The 18,836-nt window shown below is 69.1% G+C and carries 18 protein-coding genes; 15 read left to right on the forward strand and 3 right to left on the reverse strand.

The window, feature by feature from the left end:
* Positions 1 to 85: 85 nt before the first annotated feature.
* The 4 genes from ACLJQ7_RS26020 to ACLJQ7_RS26035 all read left to right on the forward strand — a co-directional run bounded on the left by ACLJQ7_RS26020 (position 86) and on the right by ACLJQ7_RS26035 (position 4,558).
* Positions 86 to 1,162, forward strand: a complete 1,077-nt coding sequence (locus tag ACLJQ7_RS26020) for an IniB N-terminal domain-containing protein (protein WP_410650783.1) — start codon at positions 86 to 88, stop codon at positions 1,160 to 1,162.
* A 120-nt stretch (positions 1,163 to 1,282) separates the two neighbouring features.
* Positions 1,283 to 3,049, forward strand: a complete 1,767-nt coding sequence (locus ACLJQ7_RS26025) for a dynamin family protein (RefSeq protein WP_410650784.1) — start codon at positions 1,283 to 1,285, stop codon at positions 3,047 to 3,049.
* Positions 3,046 to 4,251, forward strand: coding sequence for a GTPase (locus tag ACLJQ7_RS26030; RefSeq protein ID WP_410650785.1), 1,206 nt, complete (start codon positions 3,046 to 3,048; stop codon positions 4,249 to 4,251). The genes ACLJQ7_RS26025 and ACLJQ7_RS26030 overlap by 4 nt, the downstream gene beginning before the upstream one ends.
* A gap of 112 nt (positions 4,252 to 4,363) precedes the next feature.
* Positions 4,364 to 4,558: a hypothetical protein gene (locus ACLJQ7_RS26035; RefSeq protein ID WP_410650786.1), complete on the forward strand. Its 195-nt coding sequence runs from the start codon at positions 4,364 to 4,366 to the stop codon at positions 4,556 to 4,558.
* Between the two features lie 230 nt (positions 4,559 to 4,788).
* On the opposite strand, the gene ACLJQ7_RS26040 is transcribed toward ACLJQ7_RS26035, so the two are convergent.
* On the reverse strand, positions 4,789 to 5,190 hold the full coding sequence (locus ACLJQ7_RS26040; protein WP_410650787.1) for a PPOX class F420-dependent oxidoreductase: 402 nt from the start codon (positions 5,188 to 5,190) through the stop codon (positions 4,789 to 4,791).
* A 142-nt stretch (positions 5,191 to 5,332) separates the two neighbouring features.
* Here ACLJQ7_RS26040 and ACLJQ7_RS26045 point away from each other — a divergent pair, with 142 nt between their 5' ends.
* The 5 genes from ACLJQ7_RS26045 to ACLJQ7_RS26065 all read left to right on the forward strand — a co-directional run bounded on the left by ACLJQ7_RS26045 (position 5,333) and on the right by ACLJQ7_RS26065 (position 11,050).
* On the forward strand, positions 5,333 to 6,550 hold the full coding sequence (locus tag ACLJQ7_RS26045) for a glycosyl hydrolase family 8 (RefSeq protein ID WP_410650788.1): 1,218 nt from the start codon (positions 5,333 to 5,335) through the stop codon (positions 6,548 to 6,550).
* A 161-nt stretch (positions 6,551 to 6,711) separates the two neighbouring features.
* The gene (locus ACLJQ7_RS26050) at positions 6,712 to 7,680 is read left to right on the forward strand and encodes an ABC transporter substrate-binding protein (protein ID WP_410650789.1); all 969 of its coding nucleotides are present in this window, start codon (positions 6,712 to 6,714) and stop codon (positions 7,678 to 7,680) included.
* Positions 7,667 to 8,566 carry an amino acid ABC transporter permease gene (locus tag ACLJQ7_RS26055; RefSeq protein ID WP_410650790.1) on the forward strand — a complete coding sequence of 300 codons (900 nt, stop codon included), beginning with the start codon at positions 7,667 to 7,669 and terminating at the stop codon, positions 8,564 to 8,566. Before ACLJQ7_RS26050 ends, ACLJQ7_RS26055 begins: the two co-directional genes overlap by 14 nt.
* A complete protein-coding gene (locus ACLJQ7_RS26060; protein WP_410650791.1) occupies positions 8,559 to 9,326 on the forward strand; it encodes an amino acid ABC transporter ATP-binding protein in 768 nt (255 codons plus the stop codon). Before ACLJQ7_RS26055 ends, ACLJQ7_RS26060 begins: the two co-directional genes overlap by 8 nt.
* Positions 9,323 to 11,050 (forward strand): aminotransferase class V-fold PLP-dependent enzyme, encoded by a 1,728-nt coding sequence (locus ACLJQ7_RS26065; protein ID WP_410650792.1) that lies wholly within the window; start codon positions 9,323 to 9,325, stop codon positions 11,048 to 11,050. The genes ACLJQ7_RS26060 and ACLJQ7_RS26065 overlap by 4 nt, the downstream gene beginning before the upstream one ends.
* Positions 11,051 to 11,103: 53 nt before the next feature.
* Here ACLJQ7_RS26065 and ACLJQ7_RS26070 read toward each other — a convergent pair whose 3' ends face one another.
* A complete protein-coding gene (locus tag ACLJQ7_RS26070; protein ID WP_410650793.1) occupies positions 11,104 to 12,387 on the reverse strand; it encodes a macrolide family glycosyltransferase in 1,284 nt (427 codons plus the stop codon).
* A 289-nt stretch (positions 12,388 to 12,676) separates the two neighbouring features.
* Here ACLJQ7_RS26070 and ACLJQ7_RS26075 point away from each other — a divergent pair, with 289 nt between their 5' ends.
* From ACLJQ7_RS26075 to ACLJQ7_RS26100, 6 genes are all read left to right on the forward strand, one after another.
* On the forward strand, positions 12,677 to 14,245 hold the full coding sequence (locus tag ACLJQ7_RS26075) for an alpha/beta hydrolase (RefSeq protein WP_410650794.1): 1,569 nt from the start codon (positions 12,677 to 12,679) through the stop codon (positions 14,243 to 14,245).
* 104 nt (positions 14,246 to 14,349) lie between these two features.
* Entirely contained in the window at positions 14,350 to 15,315 is a 966-nt protein-coding gene (locus tag ACLJQ7_RS26080) for an ABC transporter ATP-binding protein (protein WP_410650795.1), read from the forward strand.
* The gene (locus tag ACLJQ7_RS26085; RefSeq protein WP_410650796.1) at positions 15,312 to 16,043 is read left to right on the forward strand and encodes an ABC transporter permease; all 732 of its coding nucleotides are present in this window, start codon (positions 15,312 to 15,314) and stop codon (positions 16,041 to 16,043) included. The genes ACLJQ7_RS26080 and ACLJQ7_RS26085 overlap by 4 nt, the downstream gene beginning before the upstream one ends.
* 20 nt (positions 16,044 to 16,063) lie before the next feature.
* On the forward strand, positions 16,064 to 16,693 hold the full coding sequence (locus ACLJQ7_RS26090) for a hypothetical protein (RefSeq protein WP_410650797.1): 630 nt from the start codon (positions 16,064 to 16,066) through the stop codon (positions 16,691 to 16,693).
* Positions 16,690 to 17,013, forward strand: a complete 324-nt coding sequence (locus tag ACLJQ7_RS26095; RefSeq protein WP_410650798.1) for a transcriptional regulator — start codon at positions 16,690 to 16,692, stop codon at positions 17,011 to 17,013. The genes ACLJQ7_RS26090 and ACLJQ7_RS26095 overlap by 4 nt, the downstream gene beginning before the upstream one ends.
* Positions 17,000 to 18,310 (forward strand): DNA polymerase IV, encoded by a 1,311-nt coding sequence (locus tag ACLJQ7_RS26100; RefSeq protein WP_410650799.1) that lies wholly within the window; start codon positions 17,000 to 17,002, stop codon positions 18,308 to 18,310. Before ACLJQ7_RS26095 ends, ACLJQ7_RS26100 begins: the two co-directional genes overlap by 14 nt.
* 98 nt (positions 18,311 to 18,408) lie before the next feature.
* On the opposite strand, the gene ACLJQ7_RS26105 is transcribed toward ACLJQ7_RS26100, so the two are convergent.
* Positions 18,409 to 18,828 (reverse strand): hypothetical protein, encoded by a 420-nt coding sequence (locus ACLJQ7_RS26105; RefSeq protein WP_410650800.1) that lies wholly within the window; start codon positions 18,826 to 18,828, stop codon positions 18,409 to 18,411.
* Positions 18,829 to 18,836 lie beyond the last annotated feature (8 nt).

Here is an 18,836-nt window from a genome sequence, read left to right on the forward strand (position 1 = left end):
TCACTAACTTCGGTGACCTGCGCTCAGCCGTGCCCTCCGGCCGCTGTGCCTTCCCCGCCGACTAGACCTCCAGGAGAGTCCTTTCATGGGTTCCGTCCAGACCCTGCACGACTTCACGCTGAACCTGCTGAACGACACCGCGGCCCGTGCGGCGTTCGCCAACGACCCGCAGCAGGTGCTGGCCGACGCCGGCCTCGGTGACATCAACGCCGCCGACGTGCACGAGGTCGTCCCGCTGGTGCTCGACTTCGTCCCGGTCGGCACCGTCACCGACCTCACCGGGAACGCCGCGGCCACCGCCGACAACCTGGCGGGCTTCGGCGGCGTCACGAACGCCGTCAATGGCACCGACGGCGAGTGCGCCGACGGCGTCCAGGGCGCGATCGACCAGCTCACCGCGCTGACCGCCGGCCTGCCGGTCGCCGTCCCCGGTGCCGACACCCTCCCGGCCCTGCCCGAGACCGGTCTCCCGGGTGTCCCGGCCGTGCCGGGCCTGCCGGAGCTCGGCCTGCCCGCCGTCCCGGCCGTGGGCGACCTGCCGGTCGACGTCCCGGGCCTGCCCGCCGTCCCGGCCGTCTCCGACGTGACCGACGTGTCGAACGCCGCCGCCGGCGTGACCGCCCTCGCGCAGAACACCGTCGGCGGCTTCGGCCTGACCGACGACCTTTCGCGTGGCCTCGACGCCGCGTCCGTCGGCCAGGCAGGCGACCTCGCCAACGGCGCCGTCGACACCGCGACCGGCCTGGTCCCCGAGATCCCGGCCGTGGACGCCGTCCAGGTTCCGGCCGTCGACTCGGTTCCGGCCGTCGGCGACCTGACCGGTGACCTGCCGCGCACCGACGTAGTCGCGGGCGACGCCCCGAACTTCCTGTCCGAGGTGGGCGACCTGACCGGCACCATCGGTCACGTCGACATCGCCGACGTCACCACCAAGGTGCACGACATCGCGAACAACTACGGTGACGTCGCCAACAACCACGGCGACGTGGCCGGCGCGGTCACGGGCAACGTGGCCAACGAGGTCGCCAACGTCGCGAACCACGCGGGTGTCACCGAGGTCCACGACACCGTTTCCGACGTCACCGGCACCATCGGCAACATCGGTGACGTCACCATCGGCGCCGGCGACATCGCGTCGAACAACGACATCCACATCGGCTGATACGAACATCTTTCAGCTTTCTGCCAGGGCCCCGCGATCGCACCAGGTCGCGGGGCCCGCACGGCATGTTGGCCCATGCCACATTGATTCCGCGCTTGGTTAAGGGAACACTGCATCTCCGTGACAGCCCCCGCCTGGCTCGACGTGCTCAACGAGACCTTGGACGCCTGTGCCGCCCACGGTCGCGCCGATCTGGCCGAACGCCTCCGGCGCAGACGAGACCAGCGGGCGCCGGGCACCCGGATCGCGGTGGTCGGTTTTCCCAAGCAGGGCAAGGGTTACCTGCTCAACGCGCTGTTGAACGCGCCGGTCTGCGCGGTCGGGGACGCGAGTACGCCCGCGGTTCCCACCGAGATCGGTTACGCCGCCGATCCCGCCGCGACCCTGGTCGGGCACGCCAGGGAAAGCGTGCCGGTCGGTGAGCTGGCCAAGGAACTCGAAGTCCGGCCGCCCGGTTCCCTGCGCCGGGTCGAAGTCGGCCTGCCGCGCGAACTGCTCGGCACGGGACTGGTGCTGGTGGACACCCCGGCGATAGGGGATCCCCGATCGCCGCGCACGGCGGCCACGCTCGACGTCCTCGCCGACGCGCACGCGGTGATCCTCGTCTCCGACGCGACACAGGAACTCCAGCCCGCGGAACTCGCGCTGGCCAGGCATATCCGCACCTGGTGCCCGGCGCTGGTGCTGGCGCTGACCAAGATCGACGTGAGCCGGGACTGGCGGGAACTAGCCGCCCGCAATCGCGCGGCGCTGTCGGAGACCGGTGTCGTCGCCGACGTCTTCCCGGTGTCCGCGACGGTGCGCCAGGCCGCCGCGAAGGCCGGTGACGCCGTCCTCAACGGACGGTCCGGGTTCCCGGAACTGCTGAACTGGGTGGGAGAGCAGGCCGCGCGCGGAGGCGAACGCACCCGGGCGCTCGCCGCGGCGGTGAGCGTGCGGGCGGCGGCGGTCGAACTGGTCGAGACACTCCAGACGCGGCTCAACGCGGTCTCCCAGGACAACGGGGTCGACCAGGTCACGCTGCTGCACCAGGCACAACGGCGCGCCGAGGAACTACGGCGGCAGAACGTCCGCTGGCAGAACATGTTGTCGGACGAGATCACCGATCTGGTCTCCGACGCCGAGTACGACCTGCGCGAGCGGACGCGGATGATCGTGCGGCATATCGACCGCACCTTCGACGAAGGCGATCCCGTGCAGATCTGGCCGGATTTCCAGACCTGGCTGGAAGAGAGTCTCGCCGAGGCCGTCGAAACGAACTACAACTGGGTGTCGGACCGGTCGGAGTGGATCGCGCAAGCCGTCGCCTCGACCTTCGGGCCGCACTACGGCCAAGCGCCCGACCTGCCGCTGACCGGATCCGGCGTGGACTCGATCCCCGAGGTCGGCGCGCCCAAGATCGAGCGATTCAAGATCGGGCAGAAACTCTTCACCGGATTGCGCGGTTCCTACGGCGGCGTGCTGATGTTCGGCCTGGTCACCAGTCTCGCCGGGCTGCCGCTGATCAACCCGGTGTCGCTCGGCGCCGGGGTCGCGTTCGCGACCAAGAGCGTGCGCGACGAAGGCGGGACGCGGTTGCAGCGACGTCAAGCGCTGGCGAAGGCCGCGGCGCAGCGCCACGTCGACGACGTGTTCATCCGGTTCAGCAAGGAGATCAAGGACGAGGTGCGGCAGGTGCAGCGGCGCCTGCGTGATCATTTCGCCGCGGTGTCCGACCGGCTGTCGGAAGAGCTGACGCGGCAACGGGAACTGATCATCGCCGGCTCCGCCGAACGGGACCGGCGCACCCAGCGGGTCAAGAAGGAGATCGACCGGCTGGCCGCCCTGCACCGGAAGGCGGGGGCGCTCGGCACCGGCGCCACACCGCGCCGGGAGCTTTCGGCGTGACCCCCCTGGACATCCGGGAACTGCTGAACGAGGCCGCGGCGCATTACCGGGATCGTCCGCACGCGGTGTCGATGCTGCGGGAATGCCTGGAGCGCCTGGAAGAACCGCTGCGCGTCGGGTTCACCGGAACGCCGGGAACCGGAAAGTCCACTTTGGTCTCCGCGCTCGCGGAATGGCCGACACGGGCCTTGCGCGAAATCGAACTGCTCGACACCCCGGCCCCCGCCGAACACGTCGACGCGACGGTGCGCCTGGTGCGCTATCTCGAACCCGACGAACTCGCGGGCACCCGGCAGGTGGGCGGTTCGGCGTTCGCGCGGCAGACGGCGGTGAATTCCGTGCTGGTGCTCGCCCACGCGGACGAGGTCGGCGCGGGCCGGATCGACGCCTTGCTCACCGCGAAACAGCTGGCGCGGCGGGCTTGGCGCGAGAACCCGGACTGCGCGGGATTCCAGGGCGTCATCGCGGTCGCCGGGCAACTCGGGTACGCGGGGCGGGCGCTGCGGGACGACGAATTCGAAGTGCTGCGCGTGCTGGCGTCGGTCTCCCGGCCGGAGCTGGAGCGGTATCTGCTGTCCGTCGATTCCTTTGTGGACGATCCATTCCCGGTGGGGGTCCCGCCGGAATCGAGGAAGCACCTGGTGTCGCGGTTCGGGCTCTACGGGGTCCGGCTGGCGATCACCCTGATCCGCACCGGTTGCGAGAGCAGGCTGAAACTGTCGGCGGAACTCGTGCACCGCAGCGGTCTCGGCGACCTGAGGGACGCGCTCGCCGGGTGTTTCGTCGCGCGGGCCGAGGCGTTGAAGGCGCGCACGGCGGTGGTGCGGCTGGAGGGCCTGCTCGCCGCGGAACCACTTCCGCACGGCGACCGGCTCGCCGCCCGCGTGGAGCGTTTCGCCGCGGCGGCGCACGACTTCCGGGAGCTACGGCTCATCGCCGGTATCCGCGGCGGCCGCACGGCGTTGTCCGGAGAGGTCGCCGAGGAAGCCGTCCGGTTGCTTGGCGCGCAGGGGCTGGCGCCCACCGAGCGGCTCGGTCTCGAACCCGACGCGGATCCGGCCGAGATCCACGCGGGTGCGGAAAGCGCGCTCGTCCGCTGGCGGCACGAGGCGGAGCGGGCCGACGCCGCGCACGCCGAACGCGCGGCCGCCCGCGTGATCGTGCGCTCGGTCGAAGGGCTGCTCAGCCTTTTCGTGGCTTGACGCCCGTCGGTCCCCGGATCACCATAGACCCTCTCTATGGCGGCTCTGACCAGGCGAAAGGGGTCCGGCATGCCCGAGGCGGCTGTCCGCGGCGAACGACGAAACGGTTCGTGTGGCGCAGAAACGCGTGGACGACGCCCGGGTCAGGACGGTCGGGAAGGTGGTGGCCGAGCTGATCCCCGACCGGCGCCGCGCCGAGGTCGTGACTTCGCTCGGACTGGCGATGCCGGTCGGGTACCGGCAGGTGGCCTCGGCGGGCGGTTTCACCGACCTCGGCGAATACACCCGGTTGGTACTCGCGGGTTAGGCACTGTCCTGCATGTCTGATCGATGGGCCGCCTGGGCGCGAAGACCGCGGACACGACTTGCAGGACTAGCGCGTGTTTCACAAGTCAAGTTCGCGGTCTTCGCGCCCAGGCGGTCCCTGGCGGCACGGGCGGATGCGGCCGAGTACGACCCGGTACGAGGCCGATCCGCCCGCACCGTCAGGAACCACCTGGATCACGAAGCCCATCGAACAGACTTGTGAAACACGCGCTAGGCGTTGCCGAGCACCCGGGTCACGGTGATCTCGACGACCACGCGTTCCGGGTTCGGCTTGGGCTGCCGGTAGCGCGCGGCGTAGCGGTTCTCGGCGTCGAGCACCGACTCCGGGTCTTCGCGCAGCACGGCGCGTCCCTCCAAAGTGGACCATCGGGGCCCGTCGATCTGGCAGGCGGCGACCGGAATGCCCTGTTCGCCCGCTTCCTTGAGCAGGCGGGCCTTCTTGGACGAGCGGAACGTGATCACCCTGGCGATCCCGGCCTCGAAGTCCACCGTGACCCCCACCGCGACGACGTGCGGGGTCCCGTCGGGGCGGACCGTGGTCAGGGTGGCGAGGTGCCGTTCGGTCCAGAAGTCCCGGAAGGACTCGCCGCGCGCGCTCAGGTCGATCGTCATGCGGCCTACGCTAGGCCACCGTTCGCGAAGACGTCTTTTGAGGTAATAGTAAGGAAACTTTCTTAACTCTCTTGTTTTTGACGCGCCCTGGTGTCACTCTCGAAACGCGCCGCCGCCATCAACGACGTTTCCGGAGGAGCCGATGAGAAAGACCGTTCGGACAGTGCTGGCCGCGGCCGCGCTGACCGCCGGGCTGGTCGCCACGACCGCCCCCGCCACCGCGGTGACCACGCAGGGGACCCCTTACCTGCCGGGCGTTCTGCGTCCGTCTGTGGCCCAGTCGACACAGGACGCGGCGCTCGCCAAGTACTACGACTACTGGAAGAAGAACTTCCTGACCACCAAGTGCGGGGCGGGCACGTACGCGGTCAAGGCGCCGGACGCCGACCACGCCTTCGTGGCCGAGGGCCAGGGTTACGGCATGACCATCGCGGCGATGATGGCGGGCAAGGACTCGCAGGCGCGCACGGTCTTCGACGGCATCCTGAAGTTCGTCAAGGCGCACCCTTCGTCGATCGACAAGGACCTGCACGCCGCCGAGCAGAACGAGAGCTGCACGAGCGTCAACGGCGTCGATTCGGCGACCGACGGGGACCTCGAGATCGCCTACGGCCTGCTCCTCGCCGACAAGGTCTGGGGTAGCGGCGGTTCGGTGAACTACAAGGCCGAGGCGCTGCGGATCATCAAGGCGATCAAACGCAGCGAGGTGCATCCCACCACCAAGTTCATGCGGCTGGCGGACTGGGCCGACAGCGGCAAGTACATCAACAGCTCGCGTTCCTCGGACTGGATGCCGGGACACCTTCGCGCGTTCGAGAAGGCCACGGGGGACTCGTTCTGGGGTCAGGTCCGGACCCGGCAGGAGAAGGCGGTCACGCAACTGCAGCAGCAGTACGCGCCGAAGACCGGCCTGATCCCGGACTTCGTGGTCAACACGAACTCCACGCCGAAGCCCGCCCCCTTCGACTTCCTCGAGGGCAAGGACGACAAGTACAGCTACAACGCCTGCCGCGACCCGTGGCGCCTCGGGGTCGACGGCATCACCGTGTCGGGGAGCCCGGCGCAGGACCAGGTCCGGAAGATGAACACCTGGATCCAGCAGAACACCGGCGGCGACCCGGCCAAGATCACCACGGGCTACCTGTTGTCGGGCGCCAAGATCCCGGGGCAGACGGGTCAGCACCCCTGCTTCACCGCCTCGTTCGCCATCGCGGCGATGAACGACCCGGGCAGCCAGGCCTGGCTCGACAAGCTGTGGACGTCGATCACCACCTGGTCGCCGAACGCCAAGGACTACTACGGCACCGGCATCACCCTGCAGGTCCTGATCATCCTGTCGGGGAACTACATCGCGGTCTGACCTGGCTCGCGTAAAGGCCCCCTTCCCTCGGCTCAGCCGCGTGAAGGGGGCCTTCACGCGCGAAACGGACATCCAGCGGACAGGATTTCAACTGGTTGTTGACCTCTTCAACAGCCAGTTGTAGCGTCGGCGACCACCTGAAGCCCCCGTGGAGGTCCGTCATGCCGTCGACGCCGCTCACCCTGACCCGAACCTGGCGCCTGGCCGTGCTCACCGGCGTGGCCGCGCTCGTCACCGCGGCCTGCGGAGGTGGGCCCGACGGAGCCGGCGGCCAGGAACCCGCTGCTCCGGGCGCTCCCGCCGCGATCCCGGACACGACGGCGCTGATCGAGTCCGTCCAGAAGGACACCGCCGTCGCCGGCACCCTGCCCGCGAAGTACACGCAGGCCGGGATGCTGCACCTGGCCTCGAACCTGCAGTCCGCGCCCAACAACTTCTACGCCGCGGACGGCAAGACCCCGATCGGCTACGAGGTCGACCTCGCCAAGGCCATCGGCAAGAAGCTGGGCGTCGCCGTGCACCACCAGGACATGGCGTTCGGTTCGCTGATCACCAGCCTGCAGTCCGGCCGGGTCGATCTCACGATGGCCGCGATGAACGACACCAAGACCCGCCAGGCGCAGATCGATTTCGTCGACTACTTCTCCTCCGGCATCACGATCATGGTCCGCAAGGGCAATCCAGACCAGATCGCCGGCGCGGACACGTTGTGCGGCAAGAACGTCGCGGTGGTGCAGGGGACGAGCCACCAGAAGTTCGCCGAAGAACAGAACGGCAAGTGCGCGCAGGCGGGCAAGCCCGCGCTGACCGTGACCGCGACCGATTCCGACACCCAGAACCAGAACCAGCTCCGCACCGGCAGGGTCGCCGCCATCCTCAACGACCTGCCCAGCGCGGTGTACATCTCGCGGACCGCGGGCGAGGGCAAGTTCTTCGAGGTCGTCCCCGGCGAGCCGATCAACGGCGGGCCGTACGGCATCGGCGTCAACAAGGAGAACAAGCCGCTCGCGGAGTCGATCCAGAAGGCGTTGCAGTCCCTGATCGCCGATGGCGGCTACGGCAAGATTCTCCAGGCATGGGGCGTCGAGCAGGGCGCGGTCAAGGAGGCGAAGCTCAATGGCGGAAGTTGAGCCGCTGCCGATCGTCCGGCTGAGGCACTGGGGCCGCTGGGTCAGTGCCGTGGTCATCCTCGCGCTGCTGGTGCTGCTCGGGATCGCGCTCGCGAACGCGCAGATCCAGTGGGATTCCGTCCCGGAGTTCCTGTGGTACCGGGTGATGGCGGTCGGCCTGCTCAACACCGTGCTGCTCGCGGTGATCGCGCAGGGTTCGGCGATCGTCATCGGGATCGTGATCGCCCTGATGCGCCGCTCGGCGAATCCGGTGGCGCGCTGGTTCGCGGCGGGCTACATCTGGCTGTTCCGCGGCCTTCCGGTGCTGCTGCAGATCCTGATCTGGTACAACCTGGCGCTGGTCTTCGAGTTCATCTCGATCCCGCTCCCGTTCGGCGGCTACCTGCTGCACGAGCAGACCAACGTGCTGATCACCGCGTTCACGGCCGCGCTGCTGGGCTTGGCCCTCAACGAAAGCGCGTACATGGCGGAGATCGTCCGCGCCGGGCTGAACAGTGTCGACAGTGGACAGACCGAGGCGGCGAAGTCGATCGGGATGTCGCCGGGCGCGACGCTGCGCCGCGTGGTGCTGCCGCAGGCGATGCGGGTGATCATCCCGCCGACCGGCAATGACTTCATCAACATGCTCAAGGGGACGTCGATGGCGTCGGTGATCGGCGTGACCGAGCTGATCCACGCCGCCAACAACATCTCGTCCAACAACCTGCTGGTGATGGAGACACTGCTGGCCGCCGCCGTCTGGTACATGGTCGTGGTGACCGTCGCCGGGGTCGGACAGCACTATCTGGAGCGCGCCTTCGACTCCGAAGACCGGTCGAGGGGCCCGTTCTCCCGTGCCGCCAAGGCCTTGCGCACCGCGCCGCTGGTGAGGAGTGAACGTGTCTGAGCCGCTGCTCAAAGCCGTCGGTGTCCGCAAGAGCTACGGCCACACCGAGGTACTGGGCGGAATCGACCTTGAAGTCCACAAAGGACAGGTCGTCTGCCTGCTCGGCCCGTCGGGTGCGGGGAAGAGCACCTTCCTGCGCTGTGTCAACCATCTGGAGACGATCGACGCCGGTCAGGTCTGGGTCGACGGCGAGCCGATCGGTTTTCGGCTGCGCAACGGCAAGCTGTACGAGCTGAAGGAACGCGAAGTCGCCCGCCAGCGACGCGACATCGGCATGGTGTTCCAGCGGTTCAACCTGTTCGGCCACCGGACGGCACTGCAGAACGTCGTCGAAGGACCGGTGCGGGTGCTCGGCGTCCCCATGGCCGAAGCTCGCGTCCAGGCGATGGAACTGCTCGATCGGGTCGGCCTCGCGCACCGGGCCGACGCCTACCCGGCGCAACTGTCCGGCGGGCAGCAGCAGCGAGTCGCGATCGCGCGGTCGCTCGCGATGAAACCCAAGCTGATGCTGTTCGACGAGCCGACGTCGGCGCTCGACCCGGAACTCGTGGGCGAGGTGCTGGCGGTGATGGGTACGTTGGCCGCGGAGGGGATGACGATGGTCGTGGTGACGCACGAAATGGGGTTCGCGGCCGAGGCCGCGGACGAGGTGGTGTTCATGGCCGACGGCGTGGTCGTCGAGACCGGGCCGCCGGGGGAGATCCTGAGCGCTCCGAAGCACGAGCGGACCAAGCAGTTCCTGGCACGGGTCCTCGCATGACGCGGATCTCCCCGCGGTACCTGCTGCAATTCGACGAGCCGGCCGGGTACCTCGACTTCGCGCGGTTCGGTCCGCCGTCGCACGCCGTGCTCGACACGACGGCGAGCCTGCTCGACGCCTCCACCAAGGCCGGTCCGTCCACTGTGGACGACCTGATGCGGCAGGAGACCAGGGCCAAGGCCGCCGCCGCGCGGTTGTCGGGCAGCGACACCGATCACACGGTGTTGTTGCCGCACACCAGTCTCGGGTTGTTCCAGGCGGCGTTCAACGCGCCCGGTGGCGAGGCGCTGGTGTCGGCGGCGGAGTTCCCGGCCAACACCTACCCGTGGGCGCGGGCCGAACAGGCGGGACGGCTGACCGTGCGGCGGCTGCCGCTGGGGAACGTCACCGCGGACGCGGTCAAGGCGGTACTGACGCCGGAGACGTCGCTGGTCAGCGTGAGCGCGGTCGACTTCCGCACCGGGTACCGCGCCGATCTGGCGGCGATCCGGGAGGTGGCCGGCGACAGGCTGCTCGTGGTCGACGGGATCCAGGGCTTCGGGGTGACCGAGGCGCCGTGGGAGGTCGCCGACGTACTCGTCGTCGGCGGGCAGAAATGGCTGCGGGCGGGCTGGGGCACCGGTTTCGCCGTGCTGTCCGACCGCGCGCTGGAGCGGATGGAACCGATCCTCTCCGGCTGGACCGGCGCGCGCGATCCGGGACTGTTCGATGACGAGATCCACCCGGCCGACGAGACCGCGGCCTCGTGGTCTCTCTCCAACCTGAGCCCGATCACCTCGGGCGCGTTCGCGGCCGCGCTGGAACTGGTCGAGGAAGCGGGCGTCGGAGCCATCGCCGGACGGATCGCCGAACGGGTCAGCGAACTCGAAGAGGTCGTGAAATCCGTTGGCGGGGAAGTGGTTTCGGCCGTCGCCCGGCGGGCGGGGATCCTCGCCTTCACGTGGGAGGGACACGCGGCCGAACAAGTGGGTTCCGCGCTGGCGAACGCCGGGATCACCGCGACCGTGCGGCCGGAACACGTCCGGCTGTCACCGCACGCGTCGACTCCGGCGAGCGCGGCCGAACAGGTGCGGACGGCGTTGGAGCGGCTGAAGAAGCCGGTCACGGTGTTCGATGCGCCGGTCGTCGCTTCGGCGGCTTCGGGTGATCTGCTCACCGCGCTCGTCCCGGCGGTGCACGCGCTCGCGGCGATGCTGGGGCCGGGCAACGAGGTCCTGCTGCACGACCTGAGCAGGCTGCCGGACTCGATCGTCGCCATCGCGGGGGACCTCACCGGCCGGACGGTCGGCGGGCCGATGACGGATCTACTGCTGGGCCTGGTCCGCCGCGGCACCACGCAGGACCTGACGAACTACGAGACCCACGGCCCCGACGGGCGCGCGATCCGCTCCTCGACACTCTTCCTGCGAGACGCCGACGGGGTCGCGATCGGCTGCCTGTGCGTCAACCGGCTGTCCGACGGCGCGCCGAAGGCGAACGGGCACGAACCCGAGACGTTCCCACCGGACGTCGACAGCCTGCAGCGGTTCCTGGTCGGGCGCGCGGTGGCGAAGGCCGGGATCCCGGTGGACCTGATGAAGAAGCGGCACAAGGCGGCCGTGGTCCGGGAACTGGACGAGGCTGGGTTCTTCCTCATCAAGGATTCGGTGGACCACCTCGCCGGGGAACTCGACGTCACGCGGTACACGATCTACAACTACCTGAACGAGATCCGGGGCACCTGACGCGCGTGCCATGAAAGGTCCTTTCCTTGCAAAATTTGCAAGGAAAGGACCTTTCATAGCGCTCGGGTGGGGCTAGACGAGGAAGGACTCCACCGCGTCGGCGGCCTTGTCGATCCCGCCGTTCCCGCGCGTCTCGGCCCGCACTTCGGCGAGCCTCGCGGCCACCTCGGGCGACCCGGCGACCCGGCGTCGGCGGCCTTGTCGATCCCGCCGTTCCCGCGCGTCTCGGCCCGCACTTCGGCGAGCCTCGCGGCCACCGAAGGCGACCCGGCGACCCGCTCGACGGCGGCCCGCAACGTCGAGGCCGTCACCTCGTCGGCCGGAAGCTGCTCGCCGACACCGAGTTCCGCCAGTTTCGCCGCGTTGCCGAAACCGTCGGTGGCCAGCGGGATCGCAACGGTCGGCACGCCGTACCACAGCGATTCCGTGCTGCCGCCCATACCGGCGTGCGTGATGAACGCCGACGCTGCCTCCAGTACCGCGAGCTGCGGCACGAACTGATGCACCTCGATGTGCTCGGGCAGCGGCCCGAGCGCGGCCGGATCGGTCTGGCCGATGGAGATGACCACGTGCCAGTCCGAGTCGCGGAAGCCGTCGACACAAGCGCGGAACAGGTCGAGCTGGTCGGTGAACGCCGTGCCGAGCGACATCAGCAGGACCTTCCTGCCGCTGGACGGCGGGGTCCAGCTCCGGTCGGCGAGGCGTTCCGGGTCCAGCGCCGGGCCGACGAACCGGACCGACGACGGCACGCGCTCGACGTTCGGCTGCATGGCCTTCGGCAGCAGCGCGAGCACCTGGGGCGGATGGGAGATCCAGTCCCAGGCGTCGGCCTCGATGCCGTTCTCGTTCAGCCATTGGGTGAACGTGGCGAAATAGTCCTTCCCGGTCGGCGAGGTCCGGATCGAGGTCAGGATCTCGCCCATGTCCTCTTCGTAGCCTTCCCAGGCGACATATGTCGGGGAAAGCTGCACCGCCGGAACGTCGTACCGCCTGGCCAGCAGCGGAGCCGGGAGGCCGCCGATGTCGTACAGCAGCAGGTCCGGGCGGTTCTCGTCATAGAAGCCGGTGAGCACCGGCATCGCCTGGATGCCCTCGTCGAGGAAGACCCGCATCTGCGACGCCGGATCCTCCGGCCACGCCGCCTGATCGCCGAGGGGGAGGATCGACGGATGCGGGACGACCTCGGCCCCGGTCGGCTCGATCAGCCCGGTGAGCGGCTCGCCCACGGCGTAGGTGACCCGGTGCCCGCGAGCGACCAGCTCACGGATGATCGCGAGCGAGGGATAGATGTGGCTCGGCGCGGTGCTGCCGATCATGGCGATGTGCTGGTTCTGCATGATGTCCTGTCTGAATTCATGAAGGAACGTCAGACGGCGCGCAGAAAGGGGGCCACCCGATCGCGGGCGGCCCTGCGGTCACGCCGTCTCAGGCGGTGCGCATGCGGATGAAGTAGATCATGATCGACAGCCTAGCGATCCCCGCGAAGCCGCCCAACCGATTAACGGGTTGCCCGGTTTGCCGCGATCGGGACCCGCCGTTGGTAGGGACCTTTGCCGGAAGGCTTTCGCGGGTCACCGACGTGGATAGGGTTTCGGGGCTTTCACCTTTGGAGGAAAGGGAAAAACCTTGAGACGTGTGCTCATCACCGTGCTGGCCGTCGCCACGCTCGCGTCGGTCGCGGTGGCCGCGCCCGCCGTCGCCGCGGAAGAGACGCAGCCCGCCGAGACGATCACTTGGGGGGCCTGTACCGACCAGACCTTGATCAACGCCGGCGCCGAATGCGGCTACCTGCCTGTTCCGCTGGACTATTCGCGCCCGCGCGGCGAGAAGATCCAGCTCGCGCTCAGCCGCGTCAAGCACAAGACGCCCGACGCGCAGTACCAGGGCGTCATGCTCACCAACCCCGGCGGGCCGGGCGGTTCCGGGCTGCTGCTCGCGACCAGCGGGACGCGGGTGCCGAACCACGCGGGCGACGCCTACGACTGGGTCGGTTTCGACCCGCGCGGGGTCGGCTCCAGCAAGCCGGCGCTTTCGTGCATCCCGAACTACATGGACTACAACCGGCCGAACTACGTGCCGACGACGCGGCAGCTGGAGAAGACCTGGTTGCAGCGCTCGAAGTCCTACGCCGACGCATGCGCGGAGAAGAACAGCCGCGCGTTGCTGGAGAACATCAAGACGACCGACACGGTCAAGGACATGGAAAGTATCCGCAAGGCGCTTCGCGTGGAGCAGCTGAACTTCTACGGATACTCCTACGGCACCTACCTCGGCCAGGTCTACGGAACGCTGTTCCCGCAGCATGTCCGCCGGATGGTCCTCGATTCCACTGTGGACCCTCGCCACGTCTGGTACCAGGTCAACCTGAACCAGGACGTGGCATTCGACGTCAACCTGAACATCTGGTTCGGCTGGGTCGCGTCGCACGACGACGTCTATCACCTCGGCAAGACCCAGGCCGCGGTGAAGCAGGTCTTCGACGAGCAGCTGAAGAAGCTGGCGGCGGTTCCGGCGGGCGGCTACATCGGGCCGGACGAGTTCATCGACGTCTTCCAGCAGGCTTCCTACTACCAGTTGCGCTGGACGCTGCTCGGGGACGCGCTGGCGAAGTTCGTCGACGAGGGCGACTGGCAGACGATGAAGAGGTTGTTCGAGGCCTTCGGCGGCCGCGGTGACGACAACAGCTACGCCGTCTACCTGGCCGTCCAGTGCACGGACGTCAAGTGGCCGTCGAGCTGGCAGCAGTGGAAGCGCGACAACTGGCGCACGTATGAAAAGGCGCCGTACTTCACGTGGCAGAACGCCTGGTTCAACGCGCCCTGCCGGTACTGGCCCGCGAAGCCCGGCATGCCGGTCAAGGTCGACGGCTCGAAGGTGCCGAGTGTGCTGATGATCGGCGAGACCCTCGACGCGGCGACGCCGTACGAAGGCAGCCTCGAAGTGCGTAGCCGTTTCCCCGGCGCTCGCCTGATCGGTGAGCCCGGCGGCACGAGCCACGCCATCACCCCACGCGGCAACGCGTGCGTCGACAACCGGATCGCCGACTACCTGGCGACCGGGGCACTGCCCGACCGCAAGCCCGGGCGGACGGCCGACGTCGAATGCGCGCCACTGCCACTCCCGGTGCCGCCTCCGGCACCCGCCGCGGCTGCCGCTTCGGCCCCCGGCGCCGCGCTCTCCCGGGTGCCCGCCTAGCGCAAGTCCGTGAAGGCCTCCTTGAGGGACTCTGGGTCCCTCAAGGAGGCCTTCACGGACTTCTGGGGTTTCCGCAGCAGGGGACTTTGTGTTACAAAGTGCGGGTGAGCTTTGTGGTTCAGAGTGCTCGAAGGGGGAAAGTCACGGCGGACGCGTTCAGGCTCGAAGGGCTGGTCAAACGCTTCGGCGACGTCCTGGCCGTCGACGACGTCAGTGTGCGGGCCGCATCGGGGGAGGTGGTGGCGCTGCTCGGGCCGAACGGTGCGGGCAAATCGACCACCATCGACATGCTGCTGGGCCTGAGCAGGCCGGACGCCGGTCAGGTGCGGGTCGCCGGGCTCGGCGCGGCCGAGGCGATGGACCGGGGGATGGTCGGCGCGATGGCGCAGAACGGGACGCTGCTGAGGGATGCGACGGTCGCCGAACTCGTCGGCCTGTTCGCCTCGCTGCACCGGAAGTCGCTGCCGGTCGGTGAGGTGCTCAAGCGCGCCGGCGTCACCGAATACGCGAATCGCCGCTGCGGGAAGCTCTCCGGCGGCGAACAGCAGCGGGTGCGGTTCGCGCTCGCGCTGGTCGGCGATCCGGACCTGCTGGTGCTCGACGAGCCGACCGCGGCCATGGACGTCGACGGGCGGCGCCGGTTCTGGGCGTCGATGCGCGAGTACACCGAGACGGGCCGCACGGTCCTCTTCGCGACGCACTACCTCGCCGAGGCCGAGGACTACGCGGACCGTGTCGTGCTGATGCGGCACGGCCGGGTGGTCGCGGACGGCCCGGTCGGCGAGGTCCGGGCCGCGGTCGCGGGACGCGTGCTGCGCGCACTCGTCCCGCAAGCCACCGAAGCCACGCTCGCCGCGCTGCCCGGGGTGTCGCGCGCGGTGCTGCGCGCCGGGCACGCGGAGCTGAGCTGTGCCGATTCCGACGCCGCCATCCGCGGCCTGCTGCGCGAGTTCCCGCTCGCCTCGAACATCGAAATCACCGCTGTGGGACTGGAAGAAGCCTTCATCGCGCTGACCACGGACGCGCCTGAACGGGGAAACACGGCCGAGACCGAGGGGGCCTTGCGATGAACATGACCTACCTGACGCTGGAGATCAAACGCATCGTCCGCAGCCCGCAGTTCGCGTTGTTCACCATCGGCATGCCCTTGGCGATGTTCCTGTTGTTCGGCGGGATCTTCGGCGCCCGCGACATCGCTCCGGGGATCTCGACCGCGACGGTGACGATGGTGAACATGGCCGCGTACGGCGCCATGACCGCCGCGCTGTTCACCGGCACCCGGGTCGCCACCGAGCGCACCGACGGCTGGCAGCGCACCCTGCGGCTGACACCGATGCGGGCGTCCGGCTACCTGATGGTCAAGGTGTCGGCGGGATTGTTCGTCGCGTTGCCCGTGCTGCTGGTGATCTTCGCGGCCGGGATGATCCGCGGCATCCGGCTCGAAACCGGCCAGTGGCTGACCATCTTCGGCACGCTCTGGCTCGGGACGTTGCCCTTCGCGGTGCTGGGCCTGATGATCGGCCTGTTCGGCAAGGGGGACACCGTCCAGGCCGTGACCGGCGCGCTGATGCTCCCGCTCGGCATGTTCGGCGGATTGTGGATCCCGCTGCAGGTCCTGCCCGGCTGGATGAACACCGCGGGGCACCTCATGCCGACGTATTGGCTCGGTGAGATCGGCCGCGCGCCGGTGCTCGGCGGTGCGGGCACGCTGACCGCCGTCGCGGTGCTCGCGGCGTGGCTCGTGATCCCCGCCCTCGTGGTGATGGCGAGGTTCCGGCTCGACACGGCGAGACTGTGAACCCGTGTTAGTTTTCCGAAGTGGTGGAGGATGAACGGGACGGCGACGAGCGGCCGATGACGCCCGAGGAGTCGCTCGCGCTCATCGCCACGCAGTCGGAGAAGACCCGGCGCGAGATCGGGCCGAATCCGGCGGTGCTGCTCGCCGTCTGGGGACTGGTGTGGCTGTTCGGTTTCGGGCTGATCTACCTCTCCGCCCCGCCGACCGCGCTGATGCCGCTGTGGGCCGCCGGGGTGATCACCGTCGCCGGGTTCGCCGGGGCCATGGTGTATTCGGCGATCTACGGCATCCGGACCGGCCGAGGAGTGCGCGGTCCGTCCCGGCTCGTCGGGGCGATGTACGGGTGGAGCTGGATGATCGCGTTCGGCGGGCTGACGGTGGTGAACACCGCGCTGATCCGCCTCGGCCTCGACGCCGAGCTGATCCCGTTGCTGTGGTCCGGGACATCGCTCATCCTGACCGGCCTGATGTACCTCGCCGGCGGGATGCTGTGGCAGAGCAAACTGCAGTACGGCCTCGGCGTGTGGATCATCGCGTGCGGTGCGGCGAGTGTGCTGGCCGGAGGACCGCACAACTTCCTGGTCCTGAGCCTCGCGGGTGGCGGTGGCTTCCTGGTGGCGTCGCTGGTCTTCCTGGTGCGGACGCGATGAGCGAAGACGGGCTGCCCCAGCTCGACCCGGTGATCCACGCACAGGCACGGCTGCGGGTCACCGTCGCGCTGTCGAGCCTGGGGCCGGGGGACAGCATCACTTTCCCGCGGCTGCAGCAACTGCTGGACATGACCCCGGGCAACCTGTCGACCCATCTGCGCAAACTCGAGGACGCCGGCTACGTCGAGATCACAAAGGCGTTCGAGCACCGCACGCCGGTGACCCTGGTCGAGCTGACCAGCCGCGGTCGCGCCGCGTTCGAGGAGTACACGAAGGCCCTGCATCGTCTTCTCGAGGTGCCGGGCGATGGGCGGGCATGACCGGTGGGTCATCCACCTCGACATGGACGCGTTCTACGCCTCCTGTGAACAGCTGACCCGGCCGACCCTGGCGCGGCGGCCGGTGCTGGTCGGCGGTGCGGGACCGCGCGGCGTGGTCGCCGGGGCGAGCTACCAGGCGCGCGAACACGGGATCAAATCGGCGATGCCGATGTCGCAGGCCCGGCGGCTGCTGCCGCCCAACGGGGTCATCCTGCCGCCGCGGTTCAAACTCTACGAACTGCTGAGCACCCAGGTGTTCGACCTCGTCGCCCAGTACGCGCCCGTGCTGGAACGGATCTCCCTCGACGAGGCCTTCGCGGAACCGCCTTCACTGGCCGGTGCCTCCTCGGACGGGGTACGGGAGTTCGGTGCGCGCCTGCGGGAGCACATCCGGTCCGAAATCGGCCTGGTGGCGTCGATCGGGGCGGCGTCGGGGAAGCAGGTCGCGAAGGTCGCGTCGGATCTGGCGAAACCGGACGGGCTGCTCGTCGTCGACCAGGGCACCGAACGCGACTTCCTCGCGCCGCTGCCGACCAGGGTGCTGTGGGGGATCGGCCCGGTGGCGGAAGGGAAACTGCGGGCGATCGGCGTCCGGACACTCGGCCAGCTGACCGCGCTCTCCGACGCCGACGCGGTGTCCACCCTGGGCAGTGTGGTCGGGCGCGACCTGCGGCGGCTGGCCACCGGCGTCGACGACCGGCCGGTGTCCGACCGCGCGGAGCTCAAGCAGGTCAGCGCGGAGACGACGTTCGACCGTGACCTGATCGACCTGGTGAGCCTGCGCCGCGAGGTACGCGACCTCGCCGGGCACGCGCACCGGCGCCTCGTCAACGCCGAACGCGTCGCGCGGACGGTGGTGGTGAAGCTGCGGCACACCGATTTCAGCACCGTGACGCGTTCGGAGACGATGGCTTCGCCCACCGACGAAATCGACCAGCTCGCCGCGATGGCGGAACGGCTGCTGATCGATCCGGCCGAGTTCGGCGGGGTGCGGCTGGCCGGGGTGGCGTTCTCCGGGCTTTCGGTGCCGCATCAGGATCCGCTGTTCACGCTTTCCGTTCCGGTCGCCGAGACGCCCGTGGTCGAGCGAGCTCCGGCGCCGGTGGTGTCGTCGAGCTGGCGCCCCGGGGACGACGTCATGCACGAGTCGTACGGAACCGGGTGGGTGCAGGGCGCCGGGCACGGGCGGGTGACCGTCCGGTTCGAGACGCGTACCAGTGGGCCGGGGGTGGCGCGGACGTTCCCGCAGGAGGATCCGGCGCTGCGGCGGGGCGAGCCCGGCGACTGCCTGGCCTGAGGGTCTTGTGATCAGACGGACGACACGTGTGATTGAGCGGCCGGCACGTGTGATTGAACGGACGACACACGTGATCTGATCACGCGAAATCGTCCCGGTCAGCCCCGGCAGACCGGGACGAAGTTCGCGCTGGTCACCTTCACGTCGCGCGGGCAGTTGCGGAAGCCGAAAATGCACCAGTTCCCGTCGTCGCCTTCGATCAGCAGCGCGCCGTACGCGCGTTTTTCGTTCCGCTGGTCGTTGAGGACCGCCATGGCGGCCTGTCCCTTCTGGTCCACGCCGCCGACGGTGACCGGTGTTTCGCCGGAGACCAGCGCGTCCGGTGCGGCGGGCTTGTCCGGCGTGCGCGGGCAGGTCAAGGCCAGCAGCGCGGGATTGTCGCCGTCGGTCATCGCGTTCGCGATCGCCCCGGCGGTCCCGTCCGCCGTCGTTCTGTCGGCCGACGATCCGCAGGCCGCGGTCAGCCAGAACGCGGCGACGACGAAAGCGATCAGGCCGAACCGGGGGCGCGCGGTCATGGCAGCGA

Origin of the sequence: Amycolatopsis sp. cmx-4-54, assembly GCF_046548895.1 — a bacterium.
Lineage (GTDB): Bacteria > Actinomycetota > Actinomycetes > Mycobacteriales > Pseudonocardiaceae > Amycolatopsis.

Coding starts and splice junctions, on each gene's coding strand:
- ACLJQ7_RS26020 (WP_410650783.1), top strand. CDS start 86: ATGGGTTCCGTCCAGACCCTGCACGACTTCACGCTGAACCTGCTGAAC.
- ACLJQ7_RS26040 (WP_410650787.1), bottom strand. CDS start 5,190: ATGACGATCGACCTGAGCGCGCGCGGCGAGTCCTTCCGGGACTTCTGG.
- ACLJQ7_RS26045 (WP_410650788.1), top strand. CDS start 5,333: ATGAGAAAGACCGTTCGGACAGTGCTGGCCGCGGCCGCGCTGACCGCC.
- ACLJQ7_RS26050 (WP_410650789.1), top strand. CDS start 6,712: ATGCCGTCGACGCCGCTCACCCTGACCCGAACCTGGCGCCTGGCCGTG.
- ACLJQ7_RS26055 (WP_410650790.1), top strand. CDS start 7,667: ATGGCGGAAGTTGAGCCGCTGCCGATCGTCCGGCTGAGGCACTGGGGC.
- ACLJQ7_RS26065 (WP_410650792.1), top strand. CDS start 9,323: ATGACGCGGATCTCCCCGCGGTACCTGCTGCAATTCGACGAGCCGGCC.
- ACLJQ7_RS26070 (WP_410650793.1), bottom strand. CDS start 12,387: ATGCAGAACCAGCACATCGCCATGATCGGCAGCACCGCGCCGAGCCAC.
- ACLJQ7_RS26085 (WP_410650796.1), top strand. CDS start 15,312: ATGAACATGACCTACCTGACGCTGGAGATCAAACGCATCGTCCGCAGC.
- ACLJQ7_RS26095 (WP_410650798.1), top strand. CDS start 16,690: ATGAGCGAAGACGGGCTGCCCCAGCTCGACCCGGTGATCCACGCACAG.
- ACLJQ7_RS26100 (WP_410650799.1), top strand. CDS start 17,000: ATGGGCGGGCATGACCGGTGGGTCATCCACCTCGACATGGACGCGTTC.
- ACLJQ7_RS26105 (WP_410650800.1), bottom strand. CDS start 18,828: ATGACCGCGCGCCCCCGGTTCGGCCTGATCGCTTTCGTCGTCGCCGCG.